The sequence below is a fragment of the Cupriavidus sp. F041 genome, assembly GCF_057814235.1.
The window spans coordinates 448,567-465,777 of sequence record NZ_JBVASY010000002.1; the positions used below are offsets into that span (position 1 = coordinate 448,567).

The following is a 17,211-nucleotide window of genomic DNA, read 5'->3' on the forward strand; positions in this document are numbered from 1 at the left end:
ACGCGGCGGCCATCACAATAAATAAAACGAGACGATGTCTTCTGCTCTCCTGCTGGTGCCTGATTTCAGCCTGATCCTGATAGGCTGGCTGCTGGTGCGCTACACCGCGTTCGATCGGGCCTTCTGGTCGGGCGTGGAGCGCCTGGTGTACTTCGTGCTGTTCCCCGCACTGCTGCTGCAGTCCACCAACAGCGCCAAGTTCGATTTCTCCTCCACCTCGGCCATGCTAGGCCTGGCGCTGCTGACCACGGCATTCGGCATGGTGGGCGGCTATGCCGTCAAATGGGTGCTGCGGCCCGAACCGCTGGATTTCGCTTCCGGGCTGCAGACCGCATTCCGCTTCAATTCGTATATCGGGCTGGCGCTGGCCGCGCGCCTGGGCGGCAGCGAGGGGCTGGCCATGATGGCGGTGATCGTGGGCTGCACGGTGCCGCTGTGCAATGTGGCCGCGGTCTGGGCGCTGGCCCGCCACGGCGAAACCCGGCTGTGGCGCGAACTGGCGCGCAACCCGCTGATCCTGGCCACCGCGGGCGGCCTGCTGACCAACCTGATCGGCCTGCACCCGCCGGAAGTGGTGGCGATGACGCTGAACCGGCTCGGCTCCGCATCGACCGCGCTGGGGCTGATGACGGTAGGGGCCGGCCTGCAGATGAGCGGCGCCACGGGCGCGATGGGGCCGGTGGCGTGGTGGAGCGGGGTCAAGCTGCTGGCCATGCCTTGCTTTGCCTGGGCGGTGGGGCGGATGTTGCCGCTGACCGGGTTGCAGTCGCAGATCGTGGTGCTGTTTGCCTCGCTGCCGACCGCGTCGAGCGCTTATATCCTGGCCGTACGCATGGGCGGCAACGGGCCGATGGTGGCGGCGACGATTTCGGTCATGACCGTGCTGGCCATCGTCACCACGCCGTTCTGGCTGTCTCTGGTCAGCTAGCGCGGGCCTCGGCGGCGCGATCCTGCGCCAGCGCCCAGTCGATATGCTCGCGCACCAGCGGGCTGGCCTCAGGCTGGCGCGCCACCAGCGCGGCGCGTATGCGGGCGGCCAGCGCTGCGTCGCCGCTGGCACTTGCCGCGCGCAGGCTGTTGCCCAGCCCCACTGCCAGGTTGCGCAGCCAGCGTTCGTGGCCGATGCGGCGGATCGGGCTGCCTTCCAGCCGCTGGTTGAATTCCGCCTCGGTCCAGCCGAACAGCTCGGCCATGTCGGGCGCGTCGAAGCCATTGCGCACGTCGAAGTCGGGCAGCGTGGCGCGGTGGGCGAACTTGTTCCAGGGGCAGGCCAGCTGGCAGTCGTCGCAGCCATACACGCGGTTGCCCATCGGCGCGCGCAGCGCCTCGGGGATGGCGCCCTTGTGCTCGATGGTCAGGTAGGAGATGCAGCGGCGCGCGTCGATCCGGTAAGGCTCCAGGATGGCCTGGGTCGGGCAGATATCGATGCAGCGGCGGCAATTGCCGCAGTGGCCAGGCTCCGGCGCGTCGGCGGGGAAGGGCACATCGACCAGGATCTCGCCGAGGAAGAACATCGAGCCGCCTTCGCGGTCGAGCAGCAGCGTGTGCTTGCCGCGCCAGCCCAGCCCGCCCTGGGCGGCCAGCGCCACCTCCATGACCGGCGCCGAATCGGTGAACACGCGATAGCCGAACGGTCCGATGGCGGTCTCGATGCGGCTGGCGAGCTGCTGCAGGCGGTTGCGCAGCACCTTGTGATAGTCGCGGCCCCGCGCATAGAGCGAGATCACGGCGGTGGCGGGGTCATCGAGCCGGGCGAGTTCGTGTGCGCGCCAGTCGTCGCGGCCCGCGGCCGGCAAATAAGGCATGCGCGCCACGATGGCACGTACCGTGCCGGGCACCAGTTCGGCGGGCCGGGCGCGCCGCAGGCCGTGGTTCGCCATATAATCCATGTCGCCGTGGTAGCCCTGCGCCAGCCACGCCATCAATCCTGCCTCAGCCCGGCTGAGATCCACTTCGGCGATGCTGACCGCGTCGAAGCCAAGCTCCGCGCCCCAGGCCCGGATCGAGCGCGCCAGGTCCGCCAGCCCCGCGGCGTCCGTGCCCGGACGTGCAAGGGACGGCCCGGTGCCAGGCTCGCCCCGAGGGTCGGAGCCGCTGGCAGGAGGGGGCGAGGCGGCTGGCGCCTGGGCTGCTCGGTCGATCATTCCCGAATTGTACGCAATGCCCCTGCTCCAACAACGCACACTCAACCTGCTCGACGAAGCGGCCACCGCCCGGCTGGGCGCGGCGCTGGCCGATGCCGTGCGCAAGCTGCCGCCGCAGACCGTGCACCTGCAGCTCTCGGGCGACCTCGGCGCTGGCAAGACCACGCTGTCGCGCGCCATCCTGCGCGCGCTTGGCCATGCGGGCAAGGTGCGCAGCCCTACCTACACGCTGTGCGAACCCTACTCGGTCACGCGCGCCGATGGCTCGCCGCTGACTGCCTATCACTTCGACCTGTACCGTTTCGCCGATCCGGAGGAATGGGCCGACGCCGGTTTTCGCGATTGTTTTGCCGAACCGGCCGTTAACCTGGTGGAATGGCCGGAGAAGGCCGGCCGCCTGCTTGGGGAACCTGACCTGCACCTGTTGCTCCAATCGGACACAAGCGACGCCGACGACGCGGCCGAACGCCGTATCGTTACGCTTAGTGCCTATACTCAGACTGGACTTATCCTGCTTTGCGCATGCTGATCAAGCGACTCGCCACCGACCGCCCCGACGATATCCAGCTGGCCCGCCGTAAATGGTTGGCGCAGTGCCTCAAGGCGAGTGCCGGCACCGTGGTGCTGACAATGGCCGGACCGCAGATCGCCTTTGGCGCCGGCATTGTCGCGGTGCGGGTCTGGCCTGCCGAGGAATACACCCGCGTCACCATCGAATCCGATGCGCCGCTGGCCGCCGTCCACCAGATGGTCCACGGTCCCGACCGCCTGGTGGTGGACATCGATGGCCTGGATCTGTCGCCGACCCTGCGCGAGCTGGTGGCCAAGATCACCTCCAACGATCCCTATATCCAGACCGTGCGCGTGGGACAAAACCGCCCGCGCGTGGTGCGGCTGGTGTTCGACCTGAAGGAAGACGTCTCGCCGCAGGTGTTTACGCTGGCGCCGATCGGCAGCTACCGCAACCGCCTGGTGTTCGACCTGTATCCGGTCAACCCGCCCGACCCCCTGTGGAAGCTGGTGCGCGATACCGAAGACAAGCAGCGCCGCTTTGCCGCCACGCAGCCGCCGGCCGGCGCGGACGGCGTCTCCGGCGCGCCTGCCACCAGCGAGGAGGACGTTATCGGCGCGCTGGTGCGCAAGTTCGACGACAAGGGCGACAACCCGGTGCCCGCCTTGCCGCCGATGGCCGCCACCCGGCCCAAGCCGCCGGCACCGTCAGTTGCGCCATCCGTCCCGCCGCTGGCACAGAACAATCCGCCTCCGTCCCTGCCGGCCAACAACCCGCCGGCGGACCGTCCCTTCAAGATGCGCCGCCTGCTGACGGTGGCGATCGATCCCGGCCACGGCGGCGAGGATCCCGGCGCAACCGGCGCGTCCGGCTCGCGCGAGAAAGACGTGGTGCTTCAGATCGCGCACCGCCTGCGTGCCAAGATCGATGCGCAGCCCAATATGCGCGCCATGATGACGCGCGACGCGGACTTCTTCGTGCCGCTCAATGTGCGCGTGCAGAAGGCGCGCCGGGTGCAGGCCGACCTATTCGTGTCGATCCATGCCGATGCCTTCCTGTCGCCGGAAGCCAAGGGCGCCTCGGTGTTCGCGCTGTCCGAGCGCGGCGCATCGAGCAGCGCCGCGCGCTGGATGGCCAACAAGGAAAACGCCTCCGACCTGATCGGCGGCGCCAATATGGGCAACAAGGATGCCCAGGTGGCGCGCGTGCTGCTGGACCTGTCCACCACCGCGCAGATCAACGACAGCCTGCAGGTGGGCAAGGCCGTGCTGGCGGAGATCGGCGGCATCAACCGGCTGCACAAGGGCAGCGTGGAGCAGGCGGGCTTTGCCGTGCTGAAGGCGCCGGATATTCCCTCGATCCTGGTCGAGACGGCGTTCATCAGCAATCCGGAGGAAGAGCGCAAGCTCAACGACGAGAGCCACCAGGAGCAACTGGCCAATGCCATCCTGCGCGGCATCCGGAATTATTTCGCGCGCAATCCGCCGCTCTCGAAGAATCCGTCGGTGTAAGGGGGAAAGGGCGGGGCAAAAAACAAAACGGCCGGCAATCACTTTGCCGGCCGTTTTTCATCGGAGTGGGGTGAAACTCAGGCGCGGGCGGCAGCGCCTTCAGGCAGCGCGTCGCGGCTGGCGTAGCGCGAGGCGATCACCGAGCATACGATCAGCTGCAACTGGTGATAGACCATCAGCGGCAGCACCAGCAGGCCCAGCGCCGGGTGGCCGGCAAACAGGATCTTGGCCATCGGGATGCCGTTGGCCAGGCTTTTCTTGGAGCCGCAGAACACCGCGGTGATCTCGTCTTCCACCGAGAAGCCGAGGCGGCGCGCGGTAAAGGTGGTGGTGGCCAGGATCACCACCAGCAGCACGGCGGCGAGCGCCATCACGGCACCGATGGTTTCCCAGCTGTATTTGTGCCACAGGCCGGCGGCCGTGGCGTCGCAGAACGAGGAATAGACGATCAGCACGATCACGCCGCGGTCGATCTTGCTGGTGATCTGCTTCTTCTTGGCCAGCCAGCTGCCGATCAGCGGGCGGGCCAGCTGGCCCAGCGCGAACGGCAGCAGCAGTTGCAGCGCCACGCCGGTCAGCGCCTTGCCCAGCGGCATCGAAGAACCGCTGGCGCTGATCACCAGGCCCATCAGCAGCGGCGTGACGGCCATGCCGATCAGGCCGGAGATGGTGGCATTGAAGATCGCGCCAGGCACGTTGCCGCGCGCCATCGAGGTCATCGCCACCGAGGAGGAAACAGTCGACGGCAGCGCGCACAGGTAGAACACGCCCAGCAGCAGTTCGGCGGGCAGCGCGTTGCGCAGGCCGAACATCAGCGCCAGCCCGACCACCGGGAAGACGACATAGGTGAAGCTCTGCACGAAGGCATGCAGGCGCCAGTGGCGCGCGCCCGCCACCAGCTTGTCGCGCGAGAGGGCGGCGCCGTGCAGGAAGAAGACCAGGGCCACGCCCAGGTTGGTCACCATGCCAAGGTGCAGCGGGCCGTCGCCGGCGCCGAGTTCCGGTGCCAGCAGCGCGATGCCGATGGCGGTGAGCATGATCAATACGAATCCGTCGATCAGGTCGTAGATTTTCTTGAGGGGTGAGAGGATGGCGGACATGACTGCAAGGTTGGATTAGGGTTTCGCCTAGTATTGGACGCCAGCGAAGCCTAGAATGCAAATTCATTTATCGCATCCATTCATCTCATAGACGCATGAATTACACCCTGCGCCAGTTGCGCGTCTTTCTTGCCGTGGTCGGGCATGGCAGTTTCAGCCGTGCCGCGGATGCTGTCGGCCTGACCCAGCCCGCGGTCAGCCGCGGCGTGGCGGAGCTTGAGGAAGCACTTGGGGTACGTTTGCTCGACCGCACCACGCGGGAGGTGGTGGTGACCGATGCGGGGCAGGCGCTGGCGCCGGCGATCGAACGCCTGCTTGGCCAGCTGGACGACACGCTGGAAGAAACGCGGCAACTCGGCGAGCGCTATCGCGGCCGCGTCGTGATTGCCAGTGCGCCCACGATTTCGGCCCGCCTGATGCCGCTCTATGTGTCGGCCTGCGCGCGCCAGTATCCGGATATCCGCCTCAGCATTCGCGATAATGTGCAGGCCGACGGCCTGGAGCAGATCCGGGCGGGGGCGGTGGATTTCGGCGTGCTGATCGATCCGCAAGCACCCGAAGGGCTGACCATCGCGCCGCTGGCCACCGATCCGTTCTGTTTCGTGTGCCGGCGCGATCACCCGTTGGCGGACGCCGACTCCGTGCCGTGGTCGGCGCTCGATGGCATGCCGCTGGTGCTGCTCGATTTCGCCTCGGGCAGCCGGCCCCTGATCGACCGTATCTTCGCCAGTCACGGCATATCGCCCAACGTGGTGCAGGAGCTGGGGCATTCGGCCAGCGTGTTCGGCATGGTCGAGGCCGGCATCGGCGCCTCGGTGTTGCCCTCGTTCTCGCTGCCGCTGCCCGCCGCGTCGCCGCTGGTCTGGCGGCCGCTGACGCCGCGCGAGGAACGCCGCATCGTCATGGTCTGCCGGGAAGACCGCTCCCTGTCGCCATCGGCGGCGGCCGTCTGGCAGATGGTGCGGAGCCTGCCGCTGCCGGCCGAGCCCGCCATGCCGTAGCCTCCGGCGGCCGGCAGGCTTAGCTGCGCGAGGCCGTCAGCATCACCGCTTCCAGCGCAAAGCTGCCATCCTGCTTGACCAGGTAGTGGTCACGTACTTCCGCCGGCGCCAGTTGCCACAGGTGCTGGATCGCGGCCACCGCCACGGGAGGCGTGCGCATGCGCTGCACCCAGGTGGCGAACTCAAGCTCGATGCGCCAGACCGGGGACACGCTGGCGCTGAAGCCCGCTGCCTCCAGCATGGCTTGCCAGGCGGGCCCGGTGTAGTCGCGGATATGGGAAGGATCGCGCAGCAGTTCCACCGATTGCAGCCAGGTGTCGAGCAGCGGGTCTTCCGAGCCGGCAATGTCGATCAGCACGACCTTGCCGCCCGGCTTGAGCACGCGATGCATCTCCGCCAGCGCTGCCGGCACGTTGCGCCAGTGGTGGGCGCTCATGCGCGAGATCACCGCATCGAAGCTGGCATCGCCGAAGGGCAGCGATTCCGCCGCGCCCTGACGGGTGCGGATGTTGGCCAGGCCCTTGTCGCGGGCTGCGCCTTCCACCACCGCCAGCATTTCGGCTGACAGATCGTAAGCCGTCACTTCGGCTGCAACACTCGCCGCCGCGAAGCTCGCGTGGCCGGCCCCGCAACCCAGATCCAGCACCCGCGCCGCCGGCAGGCTTGCCAGTTCCTGCGCAAGCTGCTGCAGGTCGGCGCCCTGGGCGTGGACCGCGCTGGTGAGGTAGGCGCTGGCGGTGGCGCCGAACTGGGCGGCAACGAGTTCTTGTTGTTGCATGAGGCTCTCCTGGCGGCGATGGCCGCTGGTGAATTCTAGTGAAGGGATTTGCAGGGATTCGGTGCTTGCCCGCTTAACGGGTTCGACGTACTGTAGCAGGCTGTTCTCCCGGTACAAGTCAGGCTTTTATCCTGGTATAAAACGCACCAGTTTCCAACCTGGCGGGTTGCTTCCTGCCTGTTCCGCCCAGTCCATGATCAATCACGACACACCAGCCGGATCGTCCAGCCAGTCCCCCGGCGCGCCCGATGCCGCCAGCGCACGCGAAATCACGCGCGAGGCCGTGCTGGGCCGCTTCCTGCGCGCGCATCGCGAGCGCGTGGCCCCGGAAGACGTCGGGCTGGCGCCGGGCCGCCGGCGCCGCACGCCGGGCTTGCGGCGCGAGGAACTGGCGCAGCTGTCGGGCCTCAGCGCCACCTGGGTCACGTGGCTGGAGCAGGGCAGGCCCGTGGCGCTGTCGGCGCGCGCGCTCGCGAGCCTGGCCAGCGCCCTGCGGTTGTCGCGCGCGGAGCGGGCCTATCTGTTCGAGCTGGCCGGCCGGCGCGATCCGATGCAGGCGCAGGACGAACACGTGCCGGCCACGGTACTGGCCAGCGTGGAAGTCATCGCCGGGCCGGCCTATCTGCTGGACCGGCAGTGGAACGCGCTGGCTTGGAATGCCGCCGCGGCCGACCTGTTTATCGGCTGGCTCGATCCCGCCAGCGCCGAGCGCAATTTGCTGCGCAGCATGTTCCTGTCGCCGGGCTTGCAGGCGCTGGTGGAAGACTGGCCGCACCGGGCGGCACGGCTGGTGGCTGAATTCCGCGCGCACAGCATCCGCCATGCCGAAGACCCGCCGACGCGGGCGCTGGTGGAAGGCTTGCTTGCCGAGAGCCAGGTGTTCCGCGCGGACTGGCTGTCGCAGGACGTGGAAGAACGCCAGGGCGGCCGCCGCGGCTTTCGCCATCCGCGGCGCGGGCTGCTGCATTTCGAGCAACTCACGCTGGTGCCGGCTGCCGCGCCGGGGTTGACGCTGGTGATGCTGATGCCTGCCTGAGGGCCAGGCAGTGCGCAAGCGCCTTAGAACTTATGCCGGATCCCCGCCACGGCCGACACCTGGGTCTTGGTCGAGGACGGGGAGAGTGTGTAGATCTGGGCATACGTGGCGTCGCCTGCCGCGTGCTGGTAGATGCCGACCAGGAACAGGTCGGTGCGCTTGCTGAGGAAATAGTCTGCGCCGAGGTTGACCTGGTGCCATTTCGGGCTGTTGTCCATCGGGCGGTAGTCGCCCCACGTATAAATATAGGCCGCCCCCACCATCAGGTTTGGCGTGATGTAGTCGGTAATGGAGAGTTCACCGTTGTTGACCGTCAGGCTCGTATTGTCGAGATAGTTGAAACGCACGTTGGTGTACAGCACCGAGACGCCCACCGGACCGAACTGATAGGCGCCCCCCGCGCCCATGATCCGCTGCCGGTCAACCTTGGCCCCGGTCGCGAGGCTGGTGAGGAAGGGGGACGTGAAGCCGTAATCGCCAACTACCGCACCCGACTGGTTACTCGGGCTGTTCGGCGTGTTCAGCTCCTCATACGCCACGCCCAGCGAAAGATCGTTGCGCTTGAACGATATGCCGAAGCTATACGCATTGTTCGAGTGGAAGTCGCCAGGTTTCTCGCCAAGGCTGAACATGCCGGCAAACTGCAGGCCGCCGTATGAAGGGCTCTTGTAGGCGATCGTATTGTTGACGCGGAACGTGTTGAACACGTTGTCGCTGTCGCCAATGTGGGTGCCAAAGGCAGCGAACTGCGTCGCCGATTCATACGGCCACAGCGTTGCCGCCGAGAGATCGTATTGCCGGCCCAGCGTGACCGTGCCCAGATCCTGCGACGACAACCCGACAAAGGCTTGCCGGCCGAACATGCGCCCGCCCTGTGACGCGGTGCCGGTGTCGATGGCGAAGCCGCTTTCCAGGGTGAAGATAGCCTTGTTGCCATTGCCCAGTTCTTCCTCGCCCCTGATGCCCCAGCGCGGCGTCTGCATCGGACCATTGGCCAGCTGAAAGTTGGAATGGCCGTTCTGATTGTTGGCATACACAATGCCGGTCGAGATCAGCCCGTACAGATTGACCCCGCTCTCCGCGTGGGATGCCGGGCAGGCCAGCAATACCGTCGTAGCGACGATGGCACTTCGCTTCATAGTGATCTTCATGTCATTGGAAATAAAAGTAAAAAAGCGGTGCTCCCGCGCGCACCGCGGGTGCGCAGGGACCCGGAAGAAAGAGGGGCTGGATAGGAAGAGGTGCGGGCGACGCAGTCGCTAGGAAACGACCCGGGTCATGTCCGCGGGAGCGGGAGGCGCGCTGCGATGGCTAGCCGGCCAGGATGCTCGCCGGAACCGGCGTGGCGAGCCAAGGCACGCGGACCAGTTCCAGCGCGAAATAAACCGATTGAATTGCCTGTGTAACGGCGATGCATGCCTGCTCCCTGATTGATCTCTTTGTCGGCGAGATTTGAGTCGATTGTCGGTTCAGGAAAACCGCGGCGGGAAGCACAGATTTTGGCTACCGCCGAGCGAATTTTTCGCTCGACTCATGAACTGGCGTCCTTTTTTTTGCACCGCAATAAAGCATCGCCAGCACCCACGTTGGGCACACCGCACCTGTGTGGTGCGATCTAATTTCGGCATCGCCAATGCTCTAAAAACGGTTCTTGTTAGAGCACTCTCGCGTCAGCAAAATACAGCGGTCATGAGATTTGACCGCTTGCGGACAGGTCCGAATAACGAGAGGAGAACCATGGAAATCAATAAGTTACGGTTAGACGACCCGAGCCGCAGGCGCGTGCTGCAAGCGTCTCTACTGGCGGCCGGGCTGTCGGCCACCGGCACTCTGCTGTCGGTCAAATCCTTCGCCGCCGACCGCGCGGCGGTCAACATGCAATTGGGCTGGATACCCGGCGGCAACCAGGTGGGCGAGGTCGTGGCGAAGCGGCTTGGCTACTACGAGCAGGAGGGCATCGATTTCAAGATCCTGCCGGGCGGCCCCAACGTCGACGGGGTGGCCATCGTGGCCTCGGGGCGCGGCGAGGCCGGACAGATATCTTCCAGCCCGTCCGTCATGCTGGCGGTGTCGGAAGGACTGCCGGTCAAGTGTTTTGCCGCAGGCTTGCAGCAGCACCCCTACGCATTCTTCTCACTCAAGAAGGCGCCGATCCGCACGCCGCAGGACATGATCGGCAAGCGCATCGGCATTCAAGCCACCGGACTCGTGTTGCTCAAGGCGCTGCTGGTCAAGCACAAGATCGCCGAGAGCCAGGTCAATATCGTGCCGATCGGCACCGACATGATGCCTTTGCTGAGCGGACGGGTTGACGCCGTCGCGGGCTGGCAGACCAACGTGTCCGCGCTGAAGGCGCTCGGCGCGGACCGTGTCGACCTGAGCCTCTGGGACTCCGGTGTTCACCTCTACGCGCTGCCCTACTACGCGCATACCGACACGCTGCGCAAGCATCCGGAGGTGTTGCAGCGCTTTCTGCGAGCGACCGCGCGCGGCTGGCTCTATGCAAACAAGAACCGGGACCAGGCCATTGACTTGCTGCTCAAGGAATTCCCGAGCCTGAACCATGCGGACGAGCGCGCATCGATCGACGTCCTGATGGGCTATGCCCTCAACAATGCGAGCAGCACGCAAGGGTGGGGCAGCATGGACCCCGCCGTATGGCAGGAGCAGATTTCCATGTACGCGCAGCTCGGGCAGTTCCGCGCGCGCGCCCCCAAGGTGGAGGATGTCATGACGCTGGACATCCTGCAGGCCACGAAGACATCACGACTGGTGGTGTAAATCCATGCAAGCCACGCTACTCAATCCACGCCCGGACGCACGCGCAGGCGTCTCCGCGGCCGGCGGCACCGGACTCTCGATCAGTTGCCGCGATATCAACGTCCGCTTCTTCACCGACCGCCGCAGCACGACGGCCATCGAGGGCCTCAGCCTCGATGTGGCGACGGGGGAATTCCTCACGCTGCTCGGACCCTCCGGCTGCGGCAAGTCCACCTTCCTGCGCGTGGTGGCGGATCTGGTCCAGCCCAGCCGCGGCAACATCCGTGTACTCAACGAATCCCCGGCGGTCGCGCGGGCCCGCCGCGACATTGGCTTCGTCTTCCAGGATGCGGCGCTGCTGCCCTGGCGCACGGCTTTGCAGAACGTCGAGTTGCCGCTTGAAGTCGCCAACGGCAAGGCGCGCGCGGGCAAGGCAACGCCGCGCGAACTGCTGGAACTGGTCGGCCTGAAAGGGCGCGAGGACGCGCTGCCACACGAAATGTCCGGCGGCATGCGCCAGCGCGTTGCGATCGCCCGCGCCCTCGTCAGCGATCCGAAGGTGCTGCTGATGGACGAGCCGTTCGGTGCGCTGGATGAAATCACGCGCGACCGGCTTAACGAGGAATTGCGGCGGGTCTGGAGGGAGATGGGACTGACGATCCTGTTCGTCACCCACAGCATCCACGAAGCCGCATTCCTCGGCCAGCGCGTGCTCCTGCTGGCGGCCAATCCCGGCCGGGTCAAGGAAATCGTCCCTGTGGCGCTGCCAGAAGACCGCACCCTGGACATTCGCGAAAGCCCCGAGTTCGTAACACTATCCGCGCACCTGCGCCGCGTGCTGGAGACTTGCTGATGAGCACTTCGGAAATGAAGCTGAACTTGCCCGCAGTCGGTGCCGATGCCGAAGCGGACGCCTATTTCGCCAGCCGCAGGCGGCGCATCTGGCGCGCCCGCGTCTTGCCGGCGCTCGGGATCGCGGGGCTGTTGTTCACCTGGTGGGCCGTGGTGGCGGGATTTGACATCAAGCCCTTCATCGCGCCATCGCCTGGCCTGGTGTTGCAAACGTTCTTCGACAAGCGCGACGTTCTGCTGCAGAACCTGATCCCCACCGCCATCGAGGCGGCTGGCGGCTTCCTGCTGGGCAACCTGCTCGCGATCCTGCTGGCGACGGTGTTCGTTCACAACAAGACGCTGCAGGATATCTTCTACCCGGTCGCGGTCATGATCAATTCGATCCCGGTGGTGGCCAAGGCGCCGATCCTGGTGCTGATCATGGGCAACGGGATCGAGCCGAAGATCACCATCGCCGCCATCGTGTGCTTTTTTCCCACGCTGGTGAACATGGTGCGGGGGCTGGAGGCCGTCAATCCTCAATCGCTGGAGCTGATGCGGGTGCTCTCGGCCAGCAAGCGCGAGATCTTCTTCAAGCTGCGCCTGCTCAATTCGCTGCCTTATCTCTTCTCCGCGCTGCGCATCGCCGCGTCGATGTCGGTGATCGGCGCGGTGGTCGGCGAATGGATCGGGGCCACCGTAGGCATCGGCGCCATGATCATCCAGGCCACTTACGCCTTCGACTCCGCCTTGCTCTACGCGGCAATCATCATGTGCGCAGGCATGTCCGGCACCTTCTTCCTGGTGATCGCATTGGTCGAACGCTGGCTCATCACATGGCAGCCTGAAAGCGCGCATTGAGCGCCGCACGACAACAACTATTCCGAGGATGCAAATGAACAAGATCAATGATTGGGTGCAGCAGCCCGCACGCGATGTGCGCGTCGCGGCCCAGGCGAACGTCGTCGTGGTGGGCGGCGGCCCGGCAGGCCTGTCGGCCGCGCTTGCCGCGGCGAGGAACGGCGCTGAAACCATTCTGCTCGAGCGCTACAACCATCTCGGCGGCCTCGCCTCGGGCGGCATGGTGCTGGTGCTGGACGATATGTGGGACAGCCACCTGCAGGAGATTTCGGTGCGCGGCAACTGCATGACCATGATCGAACGCATGGCGGCACTGGGCCTGGCCAGATTCCCTCGTGCGAACGAGTGGGGCGAAGATCCTGCCGCTTATCGGCGCTGGGGCCGCTGGGGCACGTTCGATTTCCACAGCCAGAAGACGCCGCACCCGGTGTGCTTCGCCGCGGCCTTCGACCCGGACGCCTACAAGCGCGTCGCGCTCGACATGGTGCAGGAGGCCGGCGTCAAGCTGCGGCTGCACTCGTGGTTCTCGCAGACGCTGGTGGAAGACGGCCAGGTCAAGGGCGTGATCTGCGAAACGAAGAGCGGGCGTGAAGCCATCCTCGCCGACGTCGTGATCGACGCCACCGGCGACCTCGATGTCGCGGCCTCCGCGGGCGCGCCGCATGCCGGCGGCAGCTACATCACCACCACGGTGTTCCGCCTGGGCGGCGTGGACACCGAGGCGGCCGAGCGTTTCGAGCACGAAGAGCCGGAGGCCTACGCGCAGCTCGACCGCCAGATCAAGCGCATCCTCGGTGGCTCGTGGGGCCTGTGGTGGCTCAAGACGCCGCTGCCCGGCGTGGTGTGGTGCAACTGTCCGCACATGGCGGGCATCGACGGCCTCAAGGCGGAAGACCTGACGCGCGCCGAGATCCAGGGGCGCCAGCATATCCACGCGGTGGTCGAGTTCGTGCGCGAGAAGCTGCCCGGCTTCGAGCAATGCTACGTCATCGACGTTGCACCGCAGACGGGTGTGCGGCAGACCCGCCTGCTCGAGGGCGAGTACGTGATGTCCAAGGAGGACGTGGCGCAGCGTGTGCGTTTCGACGACAGCATCGCACGCGGACGTGACTACTACATGCCGTACCGCGCGCTGCTGCCCAAGCAGGTGGACAACCTGCTGGTGGCTGGCCGTCACTACTCGGCCACCTCGCAGGCACAGAAGATCTCCCGCGAGATCCCGCCTTGCATGGCGATGGGCGAAGCCGCCGGCGTCGCCGCCGCGCTGGCGCTCAGCGCCAACGTCTCCGTGCGCGACGTCGATGTGCTGGCAGTGCAGAAGACCTTGCGCGCCCAGGGCGCGGACCCTGGCGACCAGACCGGCCGCAACGCAGACATTCCCGCTCTGGCGGCCTATGTGCAGCAGGCGGCGGCAGCATGAAAATGGAGAACAACAACATGGCGCAAGACCTGCCGCTGAGCGGCATCCGGGTCATCGATTTCACCCAGGTCATGATGGGCCCGGTTTGCACGCAGACGCTGGCCGACTACGGCGCCGACGTCATCAAGGTGGAGCGCAAGGGTTCGGGCGATCTCAGCCGTTCCACCTTCGAGCCGGTTGCCGGCGCCGACAACCCGATCTTTTGCAGCCTGAACCGCAACAAACGAAGCATTGCGCTTGATTTGCGTGACCCGGAGCAGTTGGCGCACGTGAAGACCCTCATCGCAGGTGCCGATGTCGTCGTCAATAATTTCCGTGCGGGCGTGATGGATCGCATGGGCTTGAGCTACGAGGCATGCCACGCGTTGAACCCGCGCATCATCTACGCGGTCGGCACCGGCTTCGGCGAGTCCGGGCCGTATGCGCACAAGGGCGGGCAGGACGTGCTGGCCCAGGCCATCACCGGCGTGATGGCGCGCCGGGCCGACGATTCGGTGCCGGTCTCGGTCTACCCGACCGCACTGGCCGACTACTCCGCCGGCATGCATATGGTGCAGGGCGTGCTGCTGGCCTTGCTGGACCGCGCCCGCACCGGCGAGGGGCAGAAGATCAGCGTGTCGCTGTACAACTCCATGCTGGCCATGCAGATGCAGGAAGCGGCCATGATCATGATGGACGATTCCGAGGTCAACTGGGCGGCCATGCCCTTGTCCGGCGTGTTCGATACGCAGACGGGGCCGCTGGTGATGGTGGGCGCGTTCAAGCAGAACCCGCTGCGCGACATTTGCGCGGCACTTGGGATCGAGGACATGTCCGCCGATCCGCGCTACTGCGACCTGACCCAGCAATTCAGCAACAAGGCCGGGCTGCAAGCGGTGCTGCGAGAGCGTTTTTCCGCCAATACGCGCGACCACTGGCTCTCCCGCCTGGAAGCGCAGGATATTCTCTGCGCGCCGGTGCGAGACCTGCGCGAGGCACTGGTGGATCCGCAGACCTTGCACAACCAGCTGCTGCTGGAAGGCGCGGGCGAGGGCCGGCAAGTGAAGTTCGTCGGCAGCCCCATCAGCATGTCGCGCGCCCGGGTCAGCCTGCGCCGCGCGCCGCCGCGGCTCGGACAGCATAACGATGATGTGCTGCGTGAACTGGCGGGCATGCAGGGGGAGGCAGTATGAGCGTCCATCTGCGAGTCGAGAATTTTGTCGCCACGGTGACGTTGTCGCGGCCCGAGGTGATGAACGCGGTCGATCTGGTCACCGAGGCCGAACTGCAGCGCATCTGGACGGAACTGGAGCGCCGCGACGATGTGCGCGTCATCGTCCTGACGGGGGAGGGCGACCGTGCCTTCTGCGTGGGCGCGGATATGAAGAATCCCTCCACCACCGGCCTGGAATACTGGGGCGCCGCGCGTCCGGGCGGCTTCGGCGGCATCGCGCTGCGCGAGTCGCTCAACGTGCCCATCATCGCCCGCGTCAACGGCTTCGCGCTCGGCGGTGGCTTCGAGATGGTGCTGGGCTGCGACATCGTGGTCGCGTGCGAAGAGGCCAGCTTCGGCTTGCCTGAAGCGCTGGTGGGGCGCATGCCGCTCGACGGCGGCATGACCCTGCTGCAGCGTCAGATCCCATACCGCAAGGCCATGGCCATGCTGTTGACAGGGCGCCGCATGCCGGCCCGCGAAGCCGCCGAGATCGGCCTGATCAACGAAGTGGTGCCGCGCGCGCAACTGGACGCGGCCGTGCAGGTCTGGATCGACGCGCTGCTGGCGTGCGCGCCGCTGTCGCAGCAAGCCATCAAGCAGGTGGTGCGCCGCACGTCGACGCTCTCGCCGAGCGACGCGCAGGCATTGCGCCTGCCCGCCCTGGTCAGCGCGCTGCAGTCCGAGGACGCGCACGAAGGTGTACTGGCCTTCCAGCAGAAGCGCAAGCCGCGGTGGAGCGGGCGCTGATGGCCTACGTCATTGCCTCCGGCTGTATCGATGTCAAGGACGGCGCGTGCGTGAAATGCTGCCCCGTCGATTGCATCTACGAGGGCGGCCGCACGCTCTATATCCACCCCGATGAGTGCATCAGCTGCGGCATCTGCGTTTCTGTATGCCCGACCGAAGCCATCCATGACGAAGCGGAACTGCCGCCGGCGGAGGCGGCATTTGCTGCCGTGAACAGGGAGTTCTTCGCGACGCACGTGAGCGGCGTCGGTTCGCCGGGCGGCGCCGACTATATAGGGCCGCTGGCCTGCGACCATCCCGTGGTCGCGGGGTATCCTGTGCGCTGCGAACCGTAGCGCAGTCCGTCGGACGGCCGGTTCCATGAATCGATCGGAAAGAGCATGCACGCCAGCATTCTGAAGTATTTCGTCGAGGTCGCGCGGTGCGGGTCGATCCGCAAGGCGGCGCAGAACCTCTATGTCGCCTCCAGCGCCGTCAACCGGCAGATCCTCAAGCTCGAGGCCGAGATGGGCACCGAGCTGTTCGATCGGCTGCCCAACGGGATTCGGCTGAACGCGTCGGGCGAGCGGATGCTGCAGCACATCCGTGCGACGCTCAATGATTTCCACCTGATGCGCAGTGAACTCGATGAACTCAAGGACGAGCGCCGGGGTCACGTGTCGGTTGCGGCGATGGATTCATTGTTCGTCGATTTCCTCCCCGCCGCGGTGGAGGACTATTCCGAGCTGTATCCGGCGGTGACGTACTCCATCGCCGCCGTCATGCCCTGGGATGTCGCGCCAAAGGTGCTGGGTGGCGAATTCGATGTTGGTGTCACCTTCGTCGCCAAGTTGCCCGCGGGCCTGAATGTCGTGGCCCAGGTCGCGTTGCCGCCAGGCGTGGTGATGGCCTCCTCCCATCCGCTTGCGAAGAAGGAGCGGATCGGCTTTGCCGACTGCCGCAACCATGCCTTCCTGCGCCTGGAAGGACGCTCGCCGATCCAGGGCGTGATCTCTCCTAAGTTCATGGAATTCTGGGATCTGCTGACCCCCAGTGTTACCTGTAATTCCACGCTCCTGCTCAAGCGCCTCGTCGCCTCCGGGCGGGGCATTTCCTTCTTCTCCAAACTCGCCTTCATCGAAGAGATCGCCAGCGGCGAAGTGGTCTGGCGCCCGTTCGACGAACCCAATATCAACGCGCTGACGGTTGGCATCATCACGCCATCCCAGCGCGTGCTGTCCAATGTCACTCTGGAATTCGTCAAGGGGATCGTGCACCGCCTCAAGCAGGTAGAACTCGCGCTGTTAGACATATAGGCACACAGACACATAGACACC

17 protein-coding genes are annotated in these 17,211 nt (G+C 65.9%); 13 read left to right on the top strand and 4 right to left on the bottom strand.

What is annotated here, in order from left to right:
* Positions 1 to 34 precede the first annotated feature (34 nt).
* A complete protein-coding gene (locus ACZY0R_RS19085; protein ID WP_488860364.1) occupies positions 35 to 928 on the top strand; it encodes an AEC family transporter in 894 nt (297 codons plus the stop codon).
* On the opposite strand, the gene queG is transcribed toward ACZY0R_RS19085, so the two are convergent.
* A complete protein-coding gene (queG, locus tag ACZY0R_RS19090) occupies positions 921 to 2,144 on the bottom strand; it encodes a tRNA epoxyqueuosine(34) reductase QueG (protein WP_488860366.1) in 1,224 nt (407 codons plus the stop codon). The two genes, ACZY0R_RS19085 and queG, sit on opposite strands and share 8 nt — an antisense overlap.
* A 16-nt stretch (positions 2,145 to 2,160) precedes the next feature.
* Here queG and tsaE point away from each other — a divergent pair, with 16 nt between their 5' ends.
* Together tsaE and ACZY0R_RS19100 are read left to right on the top strand one after the other, a co-directional pair.
* Positions 2,161 to 2,673 (top strand): tRNA (adenosine(37)-N6)-threonylcarbamoyltransferase complex ATPase subunit type 1 TsaE, encoded by a 513-nt coding sequence (tsaE, locus tag ACZY0R_RS19095; protein WP_488860368.1) that lies wholly within the window; start codon positions 2,161 to 2,163, stop codon positions 2,671 to 2,673.
* Positions 2,667 to 4,166 carry an N-acetylmuramoyl-L-alanine amidase gene (locus tag ACZY0R_RS19100; RefSeq protein ID WP_488860370.1) on the top strand — a complete coding sequence of 500 codons (1,500 nt, stop codon included), beginning with the start codon at positions 2,667 to 2,669 and terminating at the stop codon, positions 4,164 to 4,166. The genes tsaE and ACZY0R_RS19100 overlap by 7 nt, the downstream gene beginning before the upstream one ends.
* Positions 4,167 to 4,243: 77 nt before the next feature.
* On the opposite strand, the gene ACZY0R_RS19105 is transcribed toward ACZY0R_RS19100, so the two are convergent.
* Entirely contained in the window at positions 4,244 to 5,266 is a 1,023-nt protein-coding gene (locus tag ACZY0R_RS19105) for a bile acid:sodium symporter family protein (protein WP_488860372.1), read from the bottom strand.
* Positions 5,267 to 5,361: 95 nt separating this feature from the next.
* On the opposite strand from ACZY0R_RS19105, the gene ACZY0R_RS19110 reads away from it, so the two are divergent.
* Positions 5,362 to 6,267 carry a LysR family transcriptional regulator gene (locus ACZY0R_RS19110; RefSeq protein ID WP_035860810.1) on the top strand — a complete coding sequence of 302 codons (906 nt, stop codon included), beginning with the start codon at positions 5,362 to 5,364 and terminating at the stop codon, positions 6,265 to 6,267.
* A 19-nt stretch (positions 6,268 to 6,286) separates the two neighbouring features.
* Here ACZY0R_RS19110 and ACZY0R_RS19115 read toward each other — a convergent pair whose 3' ends face one another.
* Positions 6,287 to 7,045: a class I SAM-dependent methyltransferase gene (locus ACZY0R_RS19115; protein WP_488860374.1), complete on the bottom strand. Its 759-nt coding sequence runs from the start codon at positions 7,043 to 7,045 to the stop codon at positions 6,287 to 6,289.
* Between the two features lie 193 nt (positions 7,046 to 7,238).
* Here ACZY0R_RS19115 and ACZY0R_RS19120 point away from each other — a divergent pair, with 193 nt between their 5' ends.
* Positions 7,239 to 8,081: an MmyB family transcriptional regulator gene (locus ACZY0R_RS19120; RefSeq protein ID WP_488860376.1), complete on the top strand. Its 843-nt coding sequence runs from the start codon at positions 7,239 to 7,241 to the stop codon at positions 8,079 to 8,081.
* Between the two features lie 23 nt (positions 8,082 to 8,104).
* Here the strand turns inward: ACZY0R_RS19120 and ACZY0R_RS19125 are convergent, their stop codons facing one another.
* Positions 8,105 to 9,220, bottom strand: coding sequence for a porin (locus ACZY0R_RS19125; protein ID WP_045236640.1), 1,116 nt, complete (start codon positions 9,218 to 9,220; stop codon positions 8,105 to 8,107).
* Positions 9,221 to 9,818: 598 nt separating this feature from the next.
* Here ACZY0R_RS19125 and ACZY0R_RS19130 point away from each other — a divergent pair.
* From ACZY0R_RS19130 to ACZY0R_RS19165, 8 genes are read left to right on the top strand one after another with little or no spacing between them, the layout of a single operon-like run.
* Positions 9,819 to 10,862, top strand: a complete 1,044-nt coding sequence (locus tag ACZY0R_RS19130; RefSeq protein ID WP_488860379.1) for an ABC transporter substrate-binding protein — start codon at positions 9,819 to 9,821, stop codon at positions 10,860 to 10,862.
* A gap of 4 nt (positions 10,863 to 10,866) precedes the next feature.
* A complete protein-coding gene (locus ACZY0R_RS19135; RefSeq protein WP_488860381.1) occupies positions 10,867 to 11,694 on the top strand; it encodes an ABC transporter ATP-binding protein in 828 nt (275 codons plus the stop codon).
* Positions 11,694 to 12,533: an ABC transporter permease gene (locus ACZY0R_RS19140; protein ID WP_045236643.1), complete on the top strand. Its 840-nt coding sequence runs from the start codon at positions 11,694 to 11,696 to the stop codon at positions 12,531 to 12,533. Before ACZY0R_RS19135 ends, ACZY0R_RS19140 begins: the two co-directional genes overlap by 1 nt.
* A 34-nt stretch (positions 12,534 to 12,567) precedes the next feature.
* Positions 12,568 to 13,953 carry an FAD-dependent oxidoreductase gene (locus ACZY0R_RS19145; protein WP_488860383.1) on the top strand — a complete coding sequence of 462 codons (1,386 nt, stop codon included), beginning with the start codon at positions 12,568 to 12,570 and terminating at the stop codon, positions 13,951 to 13,953.
* Complete coding sequence (locus ACZY0R_RS19150; protein ID WP_488860385.1) at positions 13,950 to 15,125, top strand: CaiB/BaiF CoA transferase family protein; 1,176 nt, start codon at positions 13,950 to 13,952, stop codon at positions 15,123 to 15,125. Before ACZY0R_RS19145 ends, ACZY0R_RS19150 begins: the two co-directional genes overlap by 4 nt.
* Positions 15,122 to 15,895: an enoyl-CoA hydratase-related protein gene (locus tag ACZY0R_RS19155; RefSeq protein WP_488860387.1), complete on the top strand. Its 774-nt coding sequence runs from the start codon at positions 15,122 to 15,124 to the stop codon at positions 15,893 to 15,895. Before ACZY0R_RS19150 ends, ACZY0R_RS19155 begins: the two co-directional genes overlap by 4 nt.
* Positions 15,895 to 16,230, top strand: coding sequence for a ferredoxin (gene fdxA, locus ACZY0R_RS19160; protein WP_488860389.1), 336 nt, complete (start codon positions 15,895 to 15,897; stop codon positions 16,228 to 16,230). The genes ACZY0R_RS19155 and fdxA overlap by 1 nt, the downstream gene beginning before the upstream one ends.
* A 45-nt stretch (positions 16,231 to 16,275) precedes the next feature.
* Complete coding sequence (locus tag ACZY0R_RS19165; RefSeq protein ID WP_488860391.1) at positions 16,276 to 17,190, top strand: LysR family transcriptional regulator; 915 nt, start codon at positions 16,276 to 16,278, stop codon at positions 17,188 to 17,190.
* Positions 17,191 to 17,211 lie beyond the last annotated feature (21 nt).